Genomic DNA, 19182 nt, shown 5'->3' with positions numbered 1-19182 from the left:
TGGTGGATACCATTTTCTTTCTCTCAAGTTGGGGTGAAGTCCTTCTTTGTGCTCGAAAAACCCTTGCCGCACAAGGGCTCTTGATTCTGCAAAAGGCTCAAGTACTCGGTAGAGTCTCCATGTGCCGAAGCTCTTCTCCAGGCGTACCCACGGCGCCCCATGGGCGTAGAGCGTCGGGTAGATCCGGTTTACGGCATCAAACTGATATCCATTTACCGGATCTGGAACAAGTATATACTGTACGTGGTGTGTCCACGGGTAGCGCAGCGCATTGGCAAAATCGTAGTCGCTCGTAATCACGAGATGTCGCGGCTGCCGCACATGGAGAATGACATCGAAGGCAGAGTACGAATCCATGAGAACAGTCGCGCGGGGGAGATCCTGATTGATATACTGGGCAATTTGCTGTTGGATTCGGAGCTGTTGAATCACCTCGTTTTTGTCCATGTGAAGGAGACTGTATTCCTCCGGCGCAACATTCGCATTTCGCTCCATGATGATCCCCGTGAACACACCAGAGATCACAATGGACGCGGCCATCGCAACTTGCGCCAGTTCACGCCAACGTCGCTCCAATTGTCGGGCATCCGAGCGCATTTCGTACGTCCACCAGGCAACCGCAATCGGAAGCGGATAGAAGAAGAATCGCAACCACCCGTACGATGCCCCATGAAGGAGTAGCAAGAACTGTAACGATGGAATGGATGCAGCGAGCACGAGCAGTTGTAACGTTTCCCACCGGACCAGTCGACCGCGAATGAGCCTGTAGACAAGCAACATACCCACGGGAATCATAAACACCCAGATTCGTTCCCACATGAACAGGAGAACGCGAACCGGATGATGCTCGATCGCGCGATACTTGGACGCGGAAGAGAGCATGCTGGTCAGCGACAAGTTGGAATACGCGGAGTGCAGGAAGTAAAGCGGATCGTGCATAATCTCGGCATTAAGCACCATCCACATGATACCCGAATATACGGCTGGCAAGAGCAATACGAGCGCCGTGGCAGCGGCATACCACAAACGCTCCTGACGGCGGAATCGACGGTAGTCTCGGCGAGACATGAGCAAGCGCACCTGTGCATCTGCCGGGGCGCGGCGCAGCGCGTCCGACAGCACGACGGCAAATAGCCCCACGCCGAAGGCAACGGCCTCGTAGCGAGCCCAAAACGCCATGGCAAGCGCACACCCTGCCATGACCAGCCTTGAAACGGCACGGTCATCTTTCCATGACAGGTAGTTTAATAGAGAGATCACCAGAAAGCAGGCAAAGATCATCTCGCTCATGCCGTTTGCGCCGTAGAGGAACATGAAGGGGTGCAGCGCAAGGCACAAAACGACCACAATGGAAGTGGTCTTCGAAACCTCAGCCCAAAGGAGAGCTCGGTGCAGTGCGAACGCGATGGCCGCAGATGCGACGGAGGTTATGAAAACGCCAGCTAACGCGTCTGAAGCGACGGGCGGAAACCAACGCCACAATGCGACCGGCGGCAACTCAAACATGCTCGGCAGTGGATTCCACACAAAGCCAATCGCACCCAGATGCGGATTCCGGCTAAACAACACGTAAAATGCGTTGGCTACGCGGCTCAGGGCATCTTCTTGAATGTCACCCTTGACTGCGTAAAGATAGCAACCGAAGATGAACTCAGCCGCAAACACAATTACAGCTAAGACCCATCCACTGCGGTCTTTTCTCCGAACGGATCCATTCTCCATGGGAAGTTCAACCCATTGTGTCACTCATGAACGCTCCTTGTGATGGGAGATGCACCTTGCTGGTCGTCAAACCATGCGGCGTCTTGTTCCAATGGAACGGCCTGCGAATGAGCTCCCATAACGCGCGATACGTGGCGACCGACATAAGGAGCCAATACAGCGGCGAGAGAATCGCCGAAAGCACCAATCGGAACGACAACAACGCAGATCCACGCCGCTGACTCTTCTCAACTTCGAGATACATTCCGACCATGTTGCTGTATACAAACAGAAAATTGCCGATGAACAACAGAACAGAGGCTAAGTAGTAAATGAAGCCGGGAAACAGTGTCGGAATCCATGGCGCATGACGCACGAACCAGAGTATCAACAACAGCCAAAAGAACGGGTTCACGAGGGGTAAAAACGGGGTTCCGAGGATCATGGCCTGAAATCCCCAGAAGCCTTTCGTGCCGAGATCCCGCCACAGTTGCACTGGATGCCTCATGTTCACGAGCCATGTGATGAGATAGCCTTTCACCCACCGGGCTCGCTGTCGAATCCAAGAACGAATGCGACTATTGGCTTCTTCCCACGTCGTGGAATCCACCAAAGCCGTCTGATATCCATGTTTGTACAGCCGCACGCCGAGATCGGCGTCCTCTGTCACATTGAACGGATCCCACGCGCCAACTTTCCTCAAGACCTCCGTTCGAAAATGGTTGGAGGTGCCGCCAAGCGGAATCGGAACATTCATGGCCATCACACCGGGAAGCAAGATGCCGAACCAGTTGCTGTACTCCTGAGCAAACCATCGGGTAAGCAAGTTCTGGTTCGCATTGTAATAGTTCAGTTTCGCCTGCACGCATGCATACTCGGCGGGGAGCTTGCGAAACGCTGCGATGACCTTTTTTAATTGATCGAGTTCCGGGCGATCTTCGGCATCATAAATCACCACAAACTCTCCGCGCGCATGGATCAAGCCGAAATTACACGCCTTGGGCTTCGTCTGTGGGTACGATTTCGGCACGACGACAAATGAGACGTAGTACGGCGGCGAGAGGGCTCGTGCCGCTTGCAGCGTCTCGAGGTCATCCTCTTCAAACAGAAGGCGAATATCCAATTTGTGTTTCGGATAGTCAAGCTGCATGAGGTGTTCCAGAAGACCAGGCAACACGTTCGCCTCGCGATAGAGCGGCACAAGAATGGTATACGTCGGCAACTCTCGTTCAGACAGGGACGCGAGGTCCTCGCCCGTAACGGAAACGAAGCCCTCCCCTTGTGCACCGCGATAGAGCATCACGACCTTCATCAACGCGAACAACGCGTAGCCAAGCTGCAACACCCAATTGATGGCGAGAGCTGTAGCCCGAGGCACCAAGGCAAAGCCTGTGCCCAGGGCAATCAGCACCAAAACACCTACCACGACTTGTGCTCGGGTCAGTAGGAAAGACGCCGAATTCTGAGGCTGTTCTTCGGCGAGCCGCTCCACGCTTTCGAACCGCATTTCATCTGCGTAAATCAGGTTCCAAAGCTGGTCAAGTTCATACCGGGTAGCGAGTTGTTGACGAATCGGCTTATCCAGATACTTAGTGAGTTCTCGCATGCGCGCTTCGTCCAGGATATCGTGAACAGCCACCCAAATCTGTGATGCATCTTCATCGATCACGACTGCCCCCAGCCTTCGCGCCACGTCTTCTGGGAGCTTACGTAGGGTTTGGAGTCGAGGAGGCCAGACCACCCTCTCGTGCTTGAGCTGTTCCGCCAGAACACGGTAGACATCGACCGGCTTCGCATAGCCTCGCGCCACGACGATGTCACCCAAGCGCCCGCCCGTGGCAGCTTGTTCGAGAAGAGCAGCTTCCAGTTGTTCAGACGTCAGAATCCCCCGTTCCACCATAAGCGTGCCCAAGGGAATTTGCCCACTTGGAAACTTCCGTGCGTTACCCATTCATCTCTCCGTCTCCCAGGTATCTTGGACCACGCGATTCAAGTCCAAGATTCATCGTCAGTCCTTCAAATCGAAATACGCATGATATACGCCATTCGGATGACCGTCGACACAGGAACATCGCAAAGGGTGAATCCGCGCGTTTGGAACACAGCCTGAGCCGTATTGAGACAAACCGCCTCAGGCATACGCTGTACACATGGGTGCGGACTCCTCGCCCACGGAAGGAGACGTTTCATGCCTTCGCTCATCGTGATTGGCACGGCCGCCGCAGATGCTGCGGTTCAAAACGCAGGCATCTTTCTCGGCGAGGGAAATGTCGGCGGATGGGACGCCAACCGGAAGATGTCCAACGCGTACAGCGGCACGTACGGCGCCTTCAACGTCCTGGCCGGCATGGTGAACGTCAATGTGGACAACTTCGAAGGGGTGGATGGGGCCATCAACGACACGGACTTCAAGCTCACCGTGGGCGCCAATGGATAACGGCATTCGAGTCGGGCAGAACGAAGGCGGAGGGTTGACATGCCAAGCGTCATCTTGCTCGGTTCGCTCCTCATGAACACGCCTCAACAAAACGCGGGTGCTTTCGTCGGCGAATACAACTTCGCAGGATGGGACGCCAACCGAAAAATGAGCCAGGCGCACGGCGGCGAATTCGGCTTTTTCAACTGGAGCCCCGGCTTCTACAATCTCAATCTCGACAGCTTCGAAGTGGTGGACGGAGCCATTAACGACGCGGACGCCAAGCCGGTCATCGGCAACAACCTATGAGCACGGCACCTCGTCCTGCTCGCACGTGTGAGGGAGGAGATGGCCATTCCAGCGCTCGTCTTTATCGGGGCAAACAATTCCATGACGCCGCAACAGAACGCAGGCACGTTCATCGGCCAAGTCAACAACGGCGGCTGGGATGCCAACATGAAGTTTCAGGCTGGAAAGAGCGGCAACTACGACATCATGAGCTACAATCTGCAGATCTGGAGCCTGCTGTTCGATAGCTTCGAGTTTATCGACGGTCAGGTGAACACCCTCGGCCTGAAGCCGGACGTCGAGGGCAATGTCTAAGACACGTCCTCACGCCGAAGGAGGTGGTTCCCATTCCAGTGCTGATTCTGAGCGGTGTGCTCAACACCATGACGCCGCAACAGAACGCGGGCGTATTTCTCGGTCAAATCAACATCGGCGGCTGGGACGCCAACCAAAAGTATGGCGCCGGCAAGGCGCTCGACGCAGGCGTGTTCAACGTCCTCATTAGCGCCAACGCGCTGTTCGACAGCTTTGAAATGATGGACGGCGTGATCCACGATCAAGACCTAAAACTAAGCTACGAGTGGAACTTCTGAATGCGGAACGCTGTAGAGGAGGCTGCCATCCAAGCCAGGACTGGAGGTTGACGCGTGCCAACGGTCATTGCCTTTCAAGCCATTTTGAGCAACACGCCGCAACAGAACTCGGGAATTTTCATCGGCGAGATCAACATCGGCGGCTGGGACGCGCACGTCAAATCGAACGCCGCGCAAGCCGCTGTGCTGGGCTCTCGCAATGTCCACCTGCTCACGCGCAACCTGAATGTGGATAGCTACGAACTCTTGGACGGCCTCATCTTCGACCAGGATTTCAAACCGACGTGGGGCATCCAATGTTGAATTCATGGGTCGAGAGAAGGCCGCCCGGCCGGGCGGCCTTGTTTCATCGGGCGTTCAGCAGTTTCAGAAATTCGCGCATGAAGCCAGGTAGATCTGGCCACGCGTGTCCGGACACGAGGTTTCCCTCCACATACAGCGTCTCCGAGGCGTACTTTGCGCCCATGCCCTCGACGCTCGGCTTGCAGGCGATGTACGCCGTCATGGTGCGCCCCTGCAGCTTGTCGCGCACCACCTCAAGAACCTGCGCCGCATGACAAATCGCCCCAACCGGCTTATTGGCATCGAAGAAATGACCCACGATGCGCGGCACATGCTCGTTGAGCCGGATGTACTCTGGCGCCCGGCCGCCAGGCAGGATGAGGCCGTCGAATTCCTCCGGCCGAATGTCGGCGAAAGCCGCGTGCGCCTGAATGAGGTATCCCGGTTTCTCCGTATAGGTCTCCCAGCCCGTGAAATCGTGGACGACGGTGTTCAGTGTCTTCTTGGTCGGCGCTGCGATGACGGCGTCGATCCCTTCCTCGAGGAGCCGATAGTAAGGATAGTAGATTTCCAGGGCTTCGACCGCGTCTCCCGCTAAGATGAGCACCTTCTTGGCCATCTGAACATCCCTCTCCTCGTTCCGATTGAACGCCTCGCAGGGCGTCCATCTCCATTGTATGGGACTTCAGCCATCTCGTCCACGCCGGCCTTTCGACACGGTTCGACCGCCTGGGTTATCCGCCGGCGTCCGCCCGAGCCGTCTGCTCGGCGAACGCGACGAGATCGACCGCAACCTGGCTGACCTCCTGCATGGCCGACGCCAAGGCTTCCATGGCGGACCGCTGCGCTTCCGCTTCCCGGTCCACCCGCTCGATGGCCTCGTTCAGCGCCTCGAGCATCTCCACCATCCGGCGCGTGTTCTGCGCAATCACGTCTGTCTGTTCCCTGGCCCCTTCCGCCAACCGCCGAATCTCGCGGGCGATCACGGCAAACCCGCGCCCGCTCTCCCCTGCGCGCGACGCCTCAATCGAGGCGTTCAACCCGAGAATGCGGCTCGTGTCGGCAATCTCCCGGACCTCGTCCGAGATGGACCGCACGTCGCGAACCGCGGTCAGCACGGAACGGGACTCGCGCGCGATGTCGCCGAGGCTCGTGGCCAGAACCTGCATGGACGCGGCCATCTCCTGCAGCGTCGCGCTCGTCTGCTGCACGGACGACGAGAGCGTCGTCGCCAGGCCGACGAGCCGCTCCTTCGCGTCCACGCGGGTACACGCGCAGAAGGCGCCCACGGGTTCACCGCCCTCCGCGGCGATAGGCACCGCCTTGATGACCACCGGCAGGCCCAACACGGAGGCATCCAGGCGCACTTCGCGCACCCGCCCTTCGCGCACGGCCTCATACAGCCCGTCGCCCGGCCGGAGCTCATAGCCTTCCGTTACCGCGAGCGCGAACGTCCGCGCGGGGACCACCGCCCGAATTCGCGTCCGATCCGCCACAAGGATGGCTACATCATCCAAAAACGCTCGTTGGGCCAACCTTGCAAAACGAAGCGCATCGTTGAGCGCCGGATGCATGGCCTGATGTTGCTCCGACGGGACAGTCGATCCGACTTCCACACACATCCTCCTCCACGGCCAGCCATCCTTCCCTTCGATACTCGGTTCCACACGCGCCAGGCATCCTCCTGCTCAGGGAACGAAGTCAAATCGAAGGGGCGCCAGCAACCTGGCGCCCCTTCTGGAATCCGGTCCTTTTTATTCGGCGTCCGCAAGCTGCGGGTTTTCCCCCTCGGGAAAGTTGGGCTTGGGGAATCCGCTGCGCACGCCCCAAAGGTAGAAGACAAGCGCGGACACGGCGACTACCACCATATCCCACCCGTAGGGCAGGACGCCGATGCCGCCGAACTTGCCGCTGCCAAGGAACGAGACGAGCGCCATCCACAACAGATACACGATGAGCCAAAGCCCGCGGCGGAAGTGCTCCGAAAATCCGCGCCAGCCCGCCTTCGCGGTATAGTAGAAGTAAATCGGCAACCCGATGATGATGACGATGATGACCTCGCCCGTCAACGGCCACTGCGCCCAGTACAGGATGAGCGACGCGAAGATGAACGCGATAGGAGCAATGACGGCCATCCCCGGGACTCGCACCGGGCGCTCGACGTTTTCGCCCATCTTGCGGAACGCCATGACGGCGATGGGCCCGGTGACGTACGAGATGAGCGTCGCGACCGAAATCACCCCGGAAAGCTCGCCCCAGCCCCGGAACATCAGCATGAAGATGTACGCGATGACGAGGTTCAGCCACATCGCCGCGCGTGGCACGCCGTAGCGCGGGTGAATCCGGCCGAACACCTTCGGAAAGTAGCCGTTCGCCTCCAGGCCGTGGACCATGCGCGCGGTCGTCGCCGTGTACGTGATGCCCGTGCCGGACGGCGACACGAACGCGTCCAGAAAGAGAATGATGGCGAGCCAGTTCACGTTCAGGGCGAGGGCGAGATCGGCAAACGGCGACTTCAGGTTGATGCTTGCCCAGCCGTGGCTCAGCAGGTTCCCCGGCATTGAGCCGATGAACGCGGCCTGCAAGCAGAGGTAAATCACGCCGGCGAGCAGAACGGAGCCAATCACGGCGAGTGGCACGTTCCGGCTCGGGTTGCGCGCCTCGCCCGCCAGGTTGATGGGGCTCTGGAAGCCGTTAAACGCAAAGATGACGCCAGACGTCGCGATGGCCGTCAGCACGCTCGCCCATCCGTTGGGCGCAAACCCGCCGTACTGCGTGAAGTTGTGCGTGTCAAAGTGAGCGGCGATGAGGCCAATCACAGTGAGCGCAGGAATGATGAACTTGAACACAGTGATGAGCGTGTTGGCACGGGCGAACAGCTTCACCGTCCAGTAGTTCAGCAAAAAGTAAATGAAGACGAGGATGGCTGCCAGAAGCAAGCCGGGCGGCGTGAGCGTCTTGTTGACGTACAGGTGGTGCGTCCACTGAGCCCAGTGCCAGGGCCACGAGCTCATATACTGAATCGATGCCTCTGCCTCAATCGGGATGACGGACGCAATGGCAATCCAGTTCGCCCAGCCGGACAAAAACCCGACGAACGACCCATGCGAATAGTGCGCGTAGCGCACCATGCCGCCGGATCGCGGGAACATGGGGCCAAGTTCCGCATAGGTCAGGCCGATGAGTAAAATGACAGCCATACCCAGGATCCAGGCGACGATTGCGGCCGGACCTGCGACCTTGGCGGCCTTCCACGCGCCGAACAGCCAACCCGAGCCGATGATGGACCCGAGCCCGGTCATGGTCAGCGCGACGAGATGAATCTCTCGGCGCATGCCCTTGTCCATGAAATTCCTCCCTTGTGTGTGCGGATTCCGTGATGTGCCCTCCCGCGGCGTCGGAGCACCCGCAGTGTCTCTGCGTGATCGCTTTCATGCGCATGTATGAGGGCACAAACTGTCCACCATACGCCCCATGATGCCGCAAGGAGCTCAGCTCTGTCAACCGAGATACTTATTGGAATTGATGGACGATTTCGATCCGCCCGAGATGGACGATCAGTTCTCAACTTTTCCATTTGCGAAACGGCTTGCAAAACGACGTACGTCCGCATCGTTGAACGCGCAAGAACCTTCCCGGCATGAACGGACATCCTCGTTCATATCATCGGATTGGGTCAAGAAATTGAAAGACCTACGAACCCGATTTCTAGGGTTGAATCTTCGCAAGTCTCCTAATATGATGGAGTTGAAAGCGGTTTCCAACCGTTTTCTGATCAAGTAAGGAGGGGACATGGGTGGCAGTTCAAGAAGTGAACGCGAGCGCTCTGCATCCGGATGTCGTCGAGTTTCTCAAGGGTCCCAAGGGCTTGTTTATTGACGGCGAATTCGTTCCCTCACTCTCCGGTAAAACCTTCAAGTCTATCAATCCCGCGACGGAAGAAGTCCTGGTAGAAGTCGCGGAGGCGGAAGCCCCCGATATCGACCGCGCGGTCAAAGCTGCTCGTCGCGCCTTTGAGTCCGGTCCGTGGTCGCGCATGAGCGCCGCAGAACGGTCTCGGTTGCTCTACAGACTGGCAGATCTAATGGAAGAACATAAGCTGCAGCTCGCTCAGCTGGAGACGCTCGATAACGGCAAACCCATTCGCGAGTCCCTGAACGCAGACCTTCCCCTTGCGATTGAACACATTCGCTACTACGCCGGCTGGCCCACCAAAGTCGTGGGACAGACCATCCCAGTAGCAGGAAAGTACTTCAATTACACGCGCCACGAGCCCGTTGGCGTAGTGGGCCAGATCATCCCGTGGAACTTCCCGCTCCTCATGGCGTGCTGGAAAATCGGCGCTGCGTTGGCCATGGGCTGCACGGTGGTACTCAAGCCGGCCGAGCAGACGCCGCTCTCCGCACTCTACCTGGCCAAACTGATTCAGGAAGCCGGCTTCCCACCGGGTGTCGTCAACGTCGTGCCGGGCTTTGGCGAGACCGCTGGACAGGCGCTCGTGGAGCATCCGGACGTCAACAAGATTGCGTTCACCGGATCGACGGAAGTCGGCAAGCTCATCATGCGCAACGCTGCGGCTACGCTGAAGCGCGTCACGCTTGAACTCGGCGGCAAGTCCCCGAACATCATTCTCCCCGATGCTGACATGAGCCGAGCCATCCCAGGCGCGTTCATGGGGATCATGTTCAACCAGGGCCAGGTGTGCTGCGCCGGATCGCGCCTGTTCGTGCAGAAGAAAGCGTACGACAACGTGGTGGCCGATCTCGTCTCCCTCGCAAAGAAGATCCGCCAGGGCCCGGGTCTGGACCAAAGCACGGAGATGGGACCGCTCGTGTCCGATGAACAGGAAAAGCGCGTGCTCGGCTACATCGAGAAGGGCGTGGAAGAGGGCGCCGAGGTCCTCGTCGGCGGCGGCAAGGCCACGGATCGCGGATACTTCGTGCAGCCGACCATCTTTGCCAACGTCCGGGACGACATGACCATCGCGCGCGAAGAGATCTTCGGACCGGTGGTCGCGGCGATGCCGTTTGAAGACCTGGACGAAGTCATTGCGCGGGCGAACGACACGGAGTACGGCCTGGCGGCCGGTGTGTGGACGGAGAATATCCGCAACGCCCACTATATCGCCAGCAAGCTGAAGGCCGGCACTGTTTGGGTCAACTGCTACAACGTGTTTGACGCGGCGGCTCCGTTCGGTGGATACAAGCAGTCTGGTATCGGGCGCGAAATGGGCTCGTATGCGTTGAATAACTACACGGAAGTCAAAGACGTCTGGATCAGCTTGAGCTGAATCCCGCATGCAAGTGAGGCCCGGCGCTTCGCCGGGCCTATTTTTGTCGCCCAAATTGGCAGATGTGGACGTTTGTAGACACCGGCGCTCCCATGCTCGCCTATTGTGTGCAGAAAGTGATTCTCTCGGCGAGGAGGACGCCCAGTGTCACAGCCTAACATTCCGAATATCAATCCATCCATCACGCTCACTCGGGATGACGCGGTCAACCTGCTTCTCTCGTCCATCGCGCTCGAGGAACTCGGACTTGGCCACCTCACGAACGCGGAGGCGGAAAAGATCCAATACGTCCTCGGCACGCTGACGGGCGCCACCGGAACCCAACCGTCGCTGGATGACCTACTCACGCTCAATCAATCGGTGAACGCCACGCTGGACAACATCATCCGCAAAGAGCTCATCTTGGACAGCAAGCTTAGCAACGTGATGTCGCTAGCGAATGTCGGCCCTACCGGTCCCACAGGACCTACAGGGCCTACCGGACCGACGGGGCCCACAGGGCCAACTGGACCCACAGGACCTACAGGACCGACGGGTCCGGCTGGTGGACCTACGGGACCTACGGGACCTACGGGACCTACGGGACCGACTGGACCGACTGGACCGACTGGACCGACTGGACCGACTGGACCGACTGGACCGACTGGACCGACTGGACCGACTGGACCGACTGGACCCGCGGGTTCGAGCGCCATCATTCCGTACGCATCTGGGCTGCCCGTCGCGTTGACGACCGTGGCCGGCGGTCTGGTGGGCACCACGAGCCTTGTCGGGTTCGGCAGCTCAGTGACGGGCGTCACGTTGCTCGGCTCCGGCCAGATCGATCTCACGGGCGCCGGGGGGACGCTCCTCAACTTCGCGTTCTCCATGCCTCGCGATGGGACCATCACGTCCATCGTCGCGTACTTCAGCGCCACCGCCGCCCTGAATCTGCTTGGCACGACGGTGACCATCACCGCACAGCTGTATGAGTCGACGACGCCAAACAACACGTTCTCGCCCATCCCGGGGGCGTCTGTCACGTTGACACCTCTCACCGGCACCATCGCCGTGGGGCAAATCGCTACCGGCAGCGCCACGGGGCTTTCCATCCCGGTCAGCGCTGGCACGCGGCTTCTGCTCGTCTTCTCGGCGACGGCAAGCGGCCTGTCCCTCGTGCAGACCGTCGCGGGTTACGCCTCGGCGGGCGTTGCCATCAGTTGACCAAGGCTCGGAGACGGTCGAACTCCCTCTCAAGGATTCGGCCGTCTCCTGCGCGCGCTGCGCCGAAGGCTTTGAGCCCCCTTCCGCCGGAGCGGTGTCCACAGCTGGTGGGCCGGATCGCGCTCGATGCGAGAAACGCGCGACGCCGGGCCTCGCAGGAAGGGCAAGGAATGCAAGGTCTCCGCGTTCCTCGCGGACTTGCCAACATGGCCACACGCCTCCTCCATTCGTTCAAGAAACCCTTGTTTCGCGCGTCGCCAGGCGCCGCTCAACTCCGCGATTCCCGCGTCATCCACCCGCTGATCCACGAGGCGAACCAGCCGGAGCAGCACCACGACGCCCTCCCACACGCCCTGCGAACCGCGGTCCCGCCGTGCGCCTGCCGCGTGGCCGAGAGCGGCCTCGAGTGCCTCGCATTCCCAGCGAAACGCCTCCCAATGTCCCGCGTACATGGCAAGCCGCGCGTGCGCCTCCTCCTCAGCGCACGGCCATCTGTTCTCCATTTGTCGACACAAACGCACAAGGCGCTCGCGAAGGCACTTTAGCGATTCATGATGCACGAGCGCCATGAGCCCTGTCGATCCGGCATTCGCGCGCACCGCGGCGGCCAACAGGCGCGCGGACGCCGCCTCCAACTGAGCGAGCCGCTCCAGAACCAGAACAGCCGATGGAGCCCCTGAACGTGAGGCGATGTCCCCTATTCCCCGCAACATTCCGGAGCACCCTCGCAGGGCAGCATTCTCATCACCGCGTCGAGCTTCATCTGAAGCAGCAATTCCTTGCGAATGAGTGTGCGAAGCGTTCGCTCCACGGCCTCGTTGACACACAGCAGCTCTTCCATTGACAGGTGCGGATCCGCCGCCGCCTTCTGCAGCTTCTCGCCCTCGGCGTTCAGAATGTGGGCCAGCCCCAGCTCCTCCATCGCGATAGAGGCGAGCAAGAGATGAACCACCTGTTCCCTCGTCAGCTCGATGTCCGGCCGAATGTCCGGAATATTGGGCATGGACACAGCGCATTCCTCCCTCCCTCCACCTGTATGCAGGCCATCGCCCAAGCGCGCCAGGCGGACGCGCGCCTTCGCGCGACGGTCGTCCGCCGCATAGGGTAAAGGTGCAACCTGGGAGGAATGCGCATGGCCACCTGGTCCCTTTGCATGATTGTCCGAAATGAGGAGGACACGCTTCCGCGCTGCCTCGCGTCCGTCGGCGATCTCGCCGACGAGATCATCGTCGTCGACACGGGTTCGACGGATCGCACATCTGAAGTGGCCCGATCTTTCGGCGCACACGTGCACCCTTTCACGTGGCGCGACGACTTCAGCGCGGCGCGCAACTACGCGTTCAGCCTCGCGACAGCCGACTACATTTTCTGGCTCGACGCGGACGACGTCATCCGCGCAGAGGATTTCTCGACATGGAAAGACTTGAAGACCTCGCTGGATCCCGGTGTCGACGCCGTCACCGCCTGGTATCACCTCGCATTTTACGGCGATACACCATCGTACAGTTCCCGACTCGTCCGCGTGGTGCGGCGAGCTGCCGGCTTTCTCTGGCGTGGCCAGGTTCACGAATACCTGGAGGTCCGGGGCAACGTGCTCCACGCCGACGCGGCCGTCTGTCACCGCCCCGTGCGACACGACGCGGACCGCAACCTGCGCATCTACGAGGCGCGCATCCGCGCCGGGGAGTTGCTCGGCGCACGCGACACGCTCTACTACGCGAACGAGCTCGTCGATCACGGCCGGATTGTCGAAGCGATGACCCAATACGAGGCGTTCCTCAAGATGCCTGACATTTGGAAGGAAGATGCCATCTTCGCGTGTTATCGTCTCTCGGATTGCCACCTCCGGCTCGGTCAGCAGGAGGAGGCGCGCATGGCCGTGCTGCGATCGTTCCTGTACGACGCACCCCGTTCCGAGGCGTGTTGCCGGCTCGGACACGCGGCGCTTGAACAGGGCGATCTCGACGCGGCGCTGTCGTGGTATCGGCTGGCCATCCTCTGCCGCCGCCCTCCTGGATTCGTGGGCTTTCTCAACCGCGCCTGCGAGACCTGGCTGCCCCATATCCAACTGTGCGTGATTCTCGCGCGGCTCGGGCGCATCCGGGAGGCTTACGAACACAACGAGTGGGCAGCGAAATTCCTCGGCAGCGAAGATCCGATGATTCTCCACAACCGCGCACAACTCGCCGCGATGCTTCAAGCGTCAGAGGGCGCGTGACGGGCAGGCCCGCCGCGCGCCCAAGCCTTACTTCTGCACGGGCTGCAGGTGTTGCATGACGATGGCCGTCAACTGCGCAAGCTCTATTCTCGCAACTTTCACACGAGGTCCGATCCGCGGAACGCCCCGGTTGACAGGGCGCCTGAGCTCAGGTGTCATGGAACCAAATGCGTCGTGAACACTCGGCGGATCGGGAGGATGCGCATGGAACTTGTCCAGCTCGAGTACTTTTTGGCCGTGGCGGAGCACCAGAGCTTTCGCCGCGCCGCGGACGCCATCCGCGTGTCTCAACCCGCGCTGTCTCGGGCCATCCAAAAGCTCGAGGGCGATCTCGGCGCGCCGCTCTTCGTGCGCACCGCGCAGGGCGTGCGCCTCACGCCGTGCGGCGAGGCGTTTCTGCCTCACGCCCGCCAGGCGCTCGCCGAGGTAGCCGCGGGCGCTCGCAAGGTCGCCGAGCTCGCGGGCCAGGCCCGGGGCGTGCTCCACGTCGGCCTCATCTACTCGCTCGGCACGCGCTTCCTCCCCGACGTCATTCGCACGTTCACCCGCACGCACCCCGGTGTGACCGTCCGGCTGTCCGAAGCGCCGACCCAGAAGCTCTTGCAACAGCTCGATGCCGGCGAGATCGACATCGCGTTCTGCACGCCGCAACACGCGCCGCACCTGACGCTCGTCGAAATCCTGCAGGAGGAACTCGTGGCCATCGTCCCCCTCGATCACCCGCTTGCGGCGAAGGACCAGTGTCACCTGTCCGATCTCGCCGAGGAGCCGTTCGTCGCTTACGCCCGCGAGAGCGGTATCCGCCACGTGATTGAGCGCTACTGCGCGGACGCGGGATTCACGCCGCGCGTGGCCATGGAAGGCGTCGAAGACCTGACCGTGGCGGGGCTCGTGGCCGCCGGCGTCGGCGTCGCCGTGGTGCCGCTGCACGCCCAGCTCGCCCAGTTGCCCGTCCACGTCCTCCGGCTGTGCGAGCCGTGCAAGCGGTCCGTCTACATGGCCTGGCACACCCACACGACCCTGTCGCCCGTCGCCCGCGCGTTCATCGCATTCGTGAAGCGCATGTGCGCACCGTGATGGCCCGAGAGGCATCCGTTTCAACCCGCGAAGGACCTCCAGCGCGGGCACGTTTCCCCGCATTTTCACCCGAACCCGGCGACCTGCTACACTTGGGGGTGGACGTTTCAACGACGGGAAGGGGACTTCACGTGGACATTCGCCGCTTCGTCATCTCGCCCATCCAGTCCAACTGCTACGTGATTGCCGAGTCGTGGGAGCGCGGCGCGAACGCTGTCGTCATTGACCCGGGCGATCTCGCGCTGGATCCCGTGTTTTCGTTCATCGACGAGATGGGCCTCAAGCTCATCGCCAACTGGAACACGCACGGCCACTTTGATCACGTCATCGGCGCGGACCGCCTGCGCCAGCGGTACAGCGTGCCGTCGTACCTCCACCGGGACGATCTCGTCACGTGGAACCGCGCCCCGCACTGGTACCGGGCGTACCTCGCGGACGATGCGCCGGATTTGCGCCAACCGGACGCGTGGCTGCAGGACGGCGATGAACTTACGCTCGGCGACGAAACGTTCACCGTGTGGCACACGCCGGGTCATTCGCCGGGAAGCGTCTGTTTCGTCGGCAAGCGCGTGGTGTTCTCCGGGGACACGTTGTTTGCAGGCACTATCGGGCGTGTGGATCTGGAGGGATCAGATCCGGGAGCCATGCAGGCGTCGCTCAAGCGCATCCTCCAATGGCCGGATGATCTCGAGATCTACCCAGGCCACGGGCCCGCAACGCGCATGGGACACGAACGAAGACACAACCGATTTCTGCTGGAGGTCATGCAGGGTTGAAAGGCATCGAGGCGGAGCGCATGCTCCGCCTCGCCGCGGTCATGGAATAGGCATTTTGGCCGCCGAAGACGCGCCCGCCTGGGCATTCCGGGACGGGATGCGGTCGAGATCGGTCAACAGGAACGCGTAGCTCAACACGCCAATGAAGAGAATCACGGCCGCGCAGAGGAACGCATCCATGAACGATCCCGTCGCCTGCACAATGAAACCGGTTACAATTGGAGCAAGTATGCCCATGGCGTTGTTGCCAAACGTGAGAAACCCCGTGAGGACGCCCACCGTGCCCTTGGGCGCGATGAACGTCGGAATGCTCATCGCGATGGACGAGGTGCAGACCAAGGCGCCGAGCGCGATGGAGATGAAGAACACGGCCCAGCCTGGCGAACGCGTGTACGCGGCGCCGATGACGGTGAGCCCGAGGAGCAAGCACACCACGAGCACGGTTTTGCGCACCCGAAGCGGATTCCTGCCGCGCTTCACGAGCCAGTCGATGAGAAAGCCCGCGACAAACAACTCGGACGCGAACCCGACGAGCCAAGGAATGGCCGCGAACCAACCTGTCTTCAACACGGACATGTGCATCTGGCCCTCCAGATAGCCCGGAAGCCAGGACAAAAAGAGCCAGAACGAGTAGGCGTACGCCGCAAATCCGATGAACACGCCCCACACCTTGCGGTAGCGCAACAGATGGCCCAAGTTGCGCCACAGCCCGCCTTCCGCTTGACCTTCCTCCTGCGATCCGCCCTCCTCGATGTACGCCAACTCTTCCCGCGACAACCACTTGTCTTCGCGCGGATCGCGATACATGGCCCAGTAGATGAACACGTAAACGACGCTCAGAATGCCCGTTGCGATGAAGCCACCGCGCCAGCCCCACTCCGTGATGGCAAACGCCAGGAGCGGCGCGCCAATCGCGCTCGCGAGCTTGGACTCCGAGTCATAAAGGGACACCGCCCGCGCGCGCTCCGCGACGGGGAACCAGTAGCCCACGGACTTCACCGCCGCCGGGAAATACGGCGCCTCGCCGATGCCAAGCAGCACGCGCCCCAGCAGGAGCAACCCTTGCCCCATGGCCGCCGCCGTGACGAAGCAGGCGATGGACCACAGCACCATCCCCAAGCGAATGACCCATTTGACGCCAATTTTGTCGAGCAAGGCACCCACCGGAATTTGCAACAGCGCGTACGACCAACTGAAGGCCGAGAGCACGATGCCCATCTGGCCGGCTGTCAGGTGAAACGTGCCCTCAATTGGCTTCGTGGCCATCGAAGTGGCCGACCGGTCCAAGTAGTTGACAATCACGCCCACGGCGATCAACACGCCGATCCACCAACGCCGGTGTTTCACGCCATCTCCTCCTCGTCTCACGGATTACGCCGACCGCCATCTCGCCTCTTCAAGCGATTGCAGAAGCGCCGGAAAGCCTCGCCGGCCGAAGTACTCGAGCGATACGAATCCCTGATATCCGCGCGCGGCAAGTTCCCGCAGCACGCGGTCGTTGTCCACGTCTCCCGACGGATCGAACGCCGAGACTGGGACGCTCTGGTACCACGCCTCATGATTCCAATGGTAGTTTTTGCAGTGCACGTGCCGAACGGCTGGATACACCTCCCGAAGCACTTCGAGCGGGTCGAGGTGGTCCGGGTTAAAGTTGGCAGCATCGAAGATCAGGCCGAGATCGCCGCCCGGAACCGAGTGGAGCAGACTGCGCAGGCTGTCGAGAGAATCCGCAAACGTCTGGTAATGGGTCTCCACCAGGAGATCCGATCCCATGCCTTGCGCGATGATCCGCGCTTCGACCAGTGCGGCCAGGGACTCATCCCACAGCTCGGGGCTCGCCGCGCGCGAAGGCAGGTGGCCGAAGAACGTCCGAATGGCAGGGCCGCCAAGCGCGGAGGCCATCTCGGCGTAGCGGCGCACGTCCCGGAGGTCGGAGTCGCGATCGCGCGGGCTGCGGGAGAAATAGGTGTAGCCGCTGATGACCGGCACGCTGAGTCCCTCGTCGGCGAGCCTCGACGCGAGTTCCTCGAGCGCCATCCGACCGGCCGCGGCATAGGGCTCGACATGGCCGACCCACAGCTCCAGGCCGTCCACGGGGACGCCGGACGCCCGCCAGGCGCGGACGAGCTTCAGGATGTCCTCGAGGGACCGCTCCTTCATCCCGGTGGTGCACACGCTCCACTTCATCGCGATGCGCCTCCTTCGAAGGCGATGAGCGCCTTGCCCGGCTTGCCGGAAAGCGCGTGATGGTACGCCTCGGCGTATGCCTCGAGCGGCCACACGCCCGCACACAGCTTGTCGAAGGCTTGGCGCAGGGCGGGATCGCCCTTCAGCCGGGCGAGCGCGTCCACGAAATCCTGCCGGACGTAGATGATGGACCCGAGAAGCGACGCCTCCTTGCGGACAAAGACCTGCATCGGCAACCGAGCCTCCTCCGCAAGGCCCAGCGCGACGATGCAGCCCCTCGGCTGCACGCACGCCACTGCCGCGGCGATGGCGTCCGGCGCGCCCGCCGCTTCGACGACGGTCGCGTACGCGTCGGCCTCGAGTTCCGAGACGAGCGCCGTGCGCACGCCCGGCACAATCCTCCGAACGAACGCCAAACGGTCCTCGCGCACGTCCGCCGCCGTCACTCGGGCGCCGAGCGACTGCGCCAGCATGGCGCAGAGCGCGCCCTCCGTGCCGCTGCCCAGGATGAGCACCTCATCGCCCGCGCTGACCCGTGCCCGGTGGACAGCGTGCCAAGCCACGGCGAACGGTTCGACCATCGCGGCCTCCACGTCACTCACCTCGTCGGGCACCGGCACCGCGTACTTGGCCTCGATCACCCAATCCTCCGCGAATCCCCCCGGCGCGTTGATGCCAATCGACGCCTTCCGGACGCACACGTTCGTCTGCCCGCGGCGACAAGGCACACATTCGCCACAGTAGGTGTTGGGAATGATCACGACGCGATCGCCCGGCGCAAGATCCACGCCTGCCCCCACTTCGACGACGCGGGCCACGAGTTCATGCCCAGGGCGGACGGGATAGCTCGCGTGGCGCAGGTGGCCGTGATACACCTTCGTATCCGAGCCGCAGATGCCGCCCATGATGGTGTGAAGCCGCACCTGACCGTCCCCCGGCGATCCCGCCGCCTCCGCTTCGCACAGGCGCAAGCGCGAAGGCGCTTCCATCACCAGTTGTCGCATGCGCGTTCACCTCGATCTCGCTCGCACTTCCCCGGCCGGGTTGATTTGAATGTACCATCCGCGGGCGCGATGGCGCCAATGCCATTCTTGCGCCGGGGCGATGCACGGCAGTTATCAGCCCCGCCGCAGGGAACAAAAAGACCCCTG

The 19182-nt window shown here is 61.3% G+C and carries 20 protein-coding genes; 10 read left to right on the top strand and 10 right to left on the bottom strand.

The genetic code is table 11. From position 1 onward, the window contains the following. A partial coding sequence (locus J3481_RS14705; protein ID WP_236011599.1) for a hypothetical protein occupies positions 1 to 1746 on the bottom strand: 1746 nt, incomplete at its 3' end. Then, entirely contained in the window at positions 1730 to 3652 is a 1923-nt protein-coding gene (locus J3481_RS11530; protein ID WP_206882485.1) for a glycosyltransferase family 2 protein, read from the bottom strand. The genes J3481_RS11530 and J3481_RS14705, both read right to left, overlap by 17 nt. 237 nt (positions 3653 to 3889) lie before the next feature. Between J3481_RS11530 and J3481_RS11525 the strand changes: the two genes are divergently transcribed. From J3481_RS11525 to J3481_RS11505, 5 genes are read left to right on the top strand one after another with little or no spacing between them, the layout of a single operon-like run. Then, the gene (locus J3481_RS11525; protein WP_206832259.1) at positions 3890 to 4138 is read left to right on the top strand and encodes a hypothetical protein; all 249 of its coding nucleotides are present in this window, start codon (positions 3890 to 3892) and stop codon (positions 4136 to 4138) included. Positions 4139 to 4177: 39 nt separating this feature from the next. Then, a complete protein-coding gene (locus tag J3481_RS11520; RefSeq protein ID WP_014465514.1) occupies positions 4178 to 4426 on the top strand; it encodes a hypothetical protein in 249 nt (82 codons plus the stop codon). 39 nt (positions 4427 to 4465) lie between these two features. Beyond that, positions 4466 to 4720: a hypothetical protein gene (locus tag J3481_RS11515; protein ID WP_206832260.1), complete on the top strand. Its 255-nt coding sequence runs from the start codon at positions 4466 to 4468 to the stop codon at positions 4718 to 4720. Between the two features lie 38 nt (positions 4721 to 4758). After that, a complete protein-coding gene (locus tag J3481_RS11510; RefSeq protein ID WP_407929334.1) occupies positions 4759 to 4998 on the top strand; it encodes a hypothetical protein in 240 nt (79 codons plus the stop codon). A 54-nt stretch (positions 4999 to 5052) separates the two neighbouring features. Then, the gene (locus J3481_RS11505) at positions 5053 to 5301 is read left to right on the top strand and encodes a hypothetical protein (RefSeq protein WP_014465517.1); all 249 of its coding nucleotides are present in this window, start codon (positions 5053 to 5055) and stop codon (positions 5299 to 5301) included. A 43-nt stretch (positions 5302 to 5344) separates the two neighbouring features. Here the strand turns inward: J3481_RS11505 and J3481_RS11500 are convergent, their stop codons facing one another. The 3 genes from J3481_RS11500 to J3481_RS11490 form a co-directional block, all read right to left on the bottom strand. Continuing rightward, entirely contained in the window at positions 5345 to 5899 is a 555-nt protein-coding gene (locus tag J3481_RS11500) for a DJ-1/PfpI family protein (protein WP_014465518.1), read from the bottom strand. Between the two features lie 115 nt (positions 5900 to 6014). Then, positions 6015 to 6902 carry a methyl-accepting chemotaxis protein gene (locus tag J3481_RS11495; protein WP_206832261.1) on the bottom strand — a complete coding sequence of 296 codons (888 nt, stop codon included), beginning with the start codon at positions 6900 to 6902 and terminating at the stop codon, positions 6015 to 6017. Between the two features lie 132 nt (positions 6903 to 7034). Further along, complete coding sequence (locus J3481_RS11490) at positions 7035 to 8627, bottom strand: APC family permease (protein ID WP_206832262.1); 1593 nt, start codon at positions 8625 to 8627, stop codon at positions 7035 to 7037. Positions 8628 to 9076: 449 nt separating this feature from the next. Here J3481_RS11490 and J3481_RS11485 point away from each other — a divergent pair, with 449 nt between their 5' ends. Together J3481_RS11485 and J3481_RS11480 are read left to right on the top strand one after the other, a co-directional pair. After that, a complete protein-coding gene (locus tag J3481_RS11485) occupies positions 9077 to 10570 on the top strand; it encodes an aldehyde dehydrogenase family protein (protein ID WP_328702124.1) in 1494 nt (497 codons plus the stop codon). A gap of 144 nt (positions 10571 to 10714) precedes the next feature. Then, positions 10715 to 11773: an exosporium glycoprotein BclB-related protein gene (locus tag J3481_RS11480; protein ID WP_206832263.1), complete on the top strand. Its 1059-nt coding sequence runs from the start codon at positions 10715 to 10717 to the stop codon at positions 11771 to 11773. Between the two features lie 29 nt (positions 11774 to 11802). Here the strand turns inward: J3481_RS11480 and J3481_RS11475 are convergent, their stop codons facing one another. Next, on the bottom strand, positions 11803 to 12486 hold the full coding sequence (locus J3481_RS11475) for a hypothetical protein (protein ID WP_206832264.1): 684 nt from the start codon (positions 12484 to 12486) through the stop codon (positions 11803 to 11805). Further along, entirely contained in the window at positions 12471 to 12776 is a 306-nt protein-coding gene (locus J3481_RS11470; RefSeq protein ID WP_236011602.1) for a hypothetical protein, read from the bottom strand. Before J3481_RS11470 ends, J3481_RS11475 begins: the two co-directional genes overlap by 16 nt. Before the next feature lie 129 nt (positions 12777 to 12905). Between J3481_RS11470 and J3481_RS11465 the strand changes: the two genes are divergently transcribed. The 3 genes from J3481_RS11465 to J3481_RS11455 all read left to right on the top strand — a co-directional run bounded on the left by J3481_RS11465 (position 12906) and on the right by J3481_RS11455 (position 15844). Further along, the gene (locus J3481_RS11465; protein WP_328702125.1) at positions 12906 to 13991 is read left to right on the top strand and encodes a glycosyltransferase family 2 protein; all 1086 of its coding nucleotides are present in this window, start codon (positions 12906 to 12908) and stop codon (positions 13989 to 13991) included. Positions 13992 to 14195: 204 nt separating this feature from the next. Then, on the top strand, positions 14196 to 15068 hold the full coding sequence (locus tag J3481_RS11460; protein ID WP_206832267.1) for a LysR substrate-binding domain-containing protein: 873 nt from the start codon (positions 14196 to 14198) through the stop codon (positions 15066 to 15068). 131 nt (positions 15069 to 15199) lie between these two features. Next, entirely contained in the window at positions 15200 to 15844 is a 645-nt protein-coding gene (locus J3481_RS11455) for an MBL fold metallo-hydrolase (RefSeq protein WP_206832268.1), read from the top strand. Between the two features lie 39 nt (positions 15845 to 15883). Here J3481_RS11455 and J3481_RS11450 read toward each other — a convergent pair whose 3' ends face one another. The 3 genes from J3481_RS11450 to J3481_RS11440 are packed head-to-tail and all read right to left on the bottom strand — an operon-like array spanning position 15884 to position 19035. Further along, positions 15884 to 17191 (bottom strand): MFS transporter, encoded by a 1308-nt coding sequence (locus J3481_RS11450; RefSeq protein ID WP_206832269.1) that lies wholly within the window; start codon positions 17189 to 17191, stop codon positions 15884 to 15886. A gap of 24 nt (positions 17192 to 17215) precedes the next feature. Next, positions 17216 to 18031, bottom strand: coding sequence for a sugar phosphate isomerase/epimerase family protein (locus J3481_RS11445; RefSeq protein ID WP_206832270.1), 816 nt, complete (start codon positions 18029 to 18031; stop codon positions 17216 to 17218). Next, positions 18028 to 19035 carry a zinc-dependent alcohol dehydrogenase gene (locus J3481_RS11440; RefSeq protein ID WP_206832271.1) on the bottom strand — a complete coding sequence of 336 codons (1008 nt, stop codon included), beginning with the start codon at positions 19033 to 19035 and terminating at the stop codon, positions 18028 to 18030. The genes J3481_RS11445 and J3481_RS11440 overlap by 4 nt, the downstream gene beginning before the upstream one ends. Between the last annotated feature and the right edge of the window lie 147 nt (positions 19036 to 19182).

It is taken from the genome of Alicyclobacillus fructus (assembly GCF_017329605.1).
Taxonomy (GTDB): Bacteria; Bacillota; Bacilli; order Alicyclobacillales; family Alicyclobacillaceae; genus Alicyclobacillus; species Alicyclobacillus fructus.
This window is presented reverse-complemented; position numbering and strand designations above follow the sequence as displayed.

What these genes read in the sequence shown, in the direction of transcription:
- J3481_RS11530 (WP_206882485.1), bottom strand. Translation starts at nt 3,652, where the DNA reads ATGGGTAACGCACGGAAGTTTCCAAGTGGGCAAATTCCCTTGGGCACG.
- J3481_RS11525 (WP_206832259.1), top strand. Translation starts at nt 3,890, where the DNA reads ATGCCTTCGCTCATCGTGATTGGCACGGCCGCCGCAGATGCTGCGGTT.
- J3481_RS11520 (WP_014465514.1), top strand. Translation starts at nt 4,178, where the DNA reads ATGCCAAGCGTCATCTTGCTCGGTTCGCTCCTCATGAACACGCCTCAA.
- J3481_RS11515 (WP_206832260.1), top strand. Translation starts at nt 4,466, where the DNA reads ATGGCCATTCCAGCGCTCGTCTTTATCGGGGCAAACAATTCCATGACG.
- J3481_RS11500 (WP_014465518.1), bottom strand. Translation starts at nt 5,899, where the DNA reads ATGGCCAAGAAGGTGCTCATCTTAGCGGGAGACGCGGTCGAAGCCCTG.
- J3481_RS11495 (WP_206832261.1), bottom strand. Translation starts at nt 6,902, where the DNA reads ATGTGTGTGGAAGTCGGATCGACTGTCCCGTCGGAGCAACATCAGGCC.
- J3481_RS11490 (WP_206832262.1), bottom strand. Translation starts at nt 8,627, where the DNA reads ATGGACAAGGGCATGCGCCGAGAGATTCATCTCGTCGCGCTGACCATG.
- J3481_RS11475 (WP_206832264.1), bottom strand. Translation starts at nt 12,486, where the DNA reads ATGTTGCGGGGAATAGGGGACATCGCCTCACGTTCAGGGGCTCCATCG.
- J3481_RS11470 (WP_236011602.1), bottom strand. Translation starts at nt 12,776, where the DNA reads ATGCCCAATATTCCGGACATTCGGCCGGACATCGAGCTGACGAGGGAA.
- J3481_RS11465 (WP_328702125.1), top strand. Translation starts at nt 12,906, where the DNA reads ATGGCCACCTGGTCCCTTTGCATGATTGTCCGAAATGAGGAGGACACG.
- J3481_RS11460 (WP_206832267.1), top strand. Translation starts at nt 14,196, where the DNA reads ATGGAACTTGTCCAGCTCGAGTACTTTTTGGCCGTGGCGGAGCACCAG.
- J3481_RS11445 (WP_206832270.1), bottom strand. Translation starts at nt 18,031, where the DNA reads ATGAAGTGGAGCGTGTGCACCACCGGGATGAAGGAGCGGTCCCTCGAG.
- J3481_RS11440 (WP_206832271.1), bottom strand. Translation starts at nt 19,035, where the DNA reads ATGCGACAACTGGTGATGGAAGCGCCTTCGCGCTTGCGCCTGTGCGAA.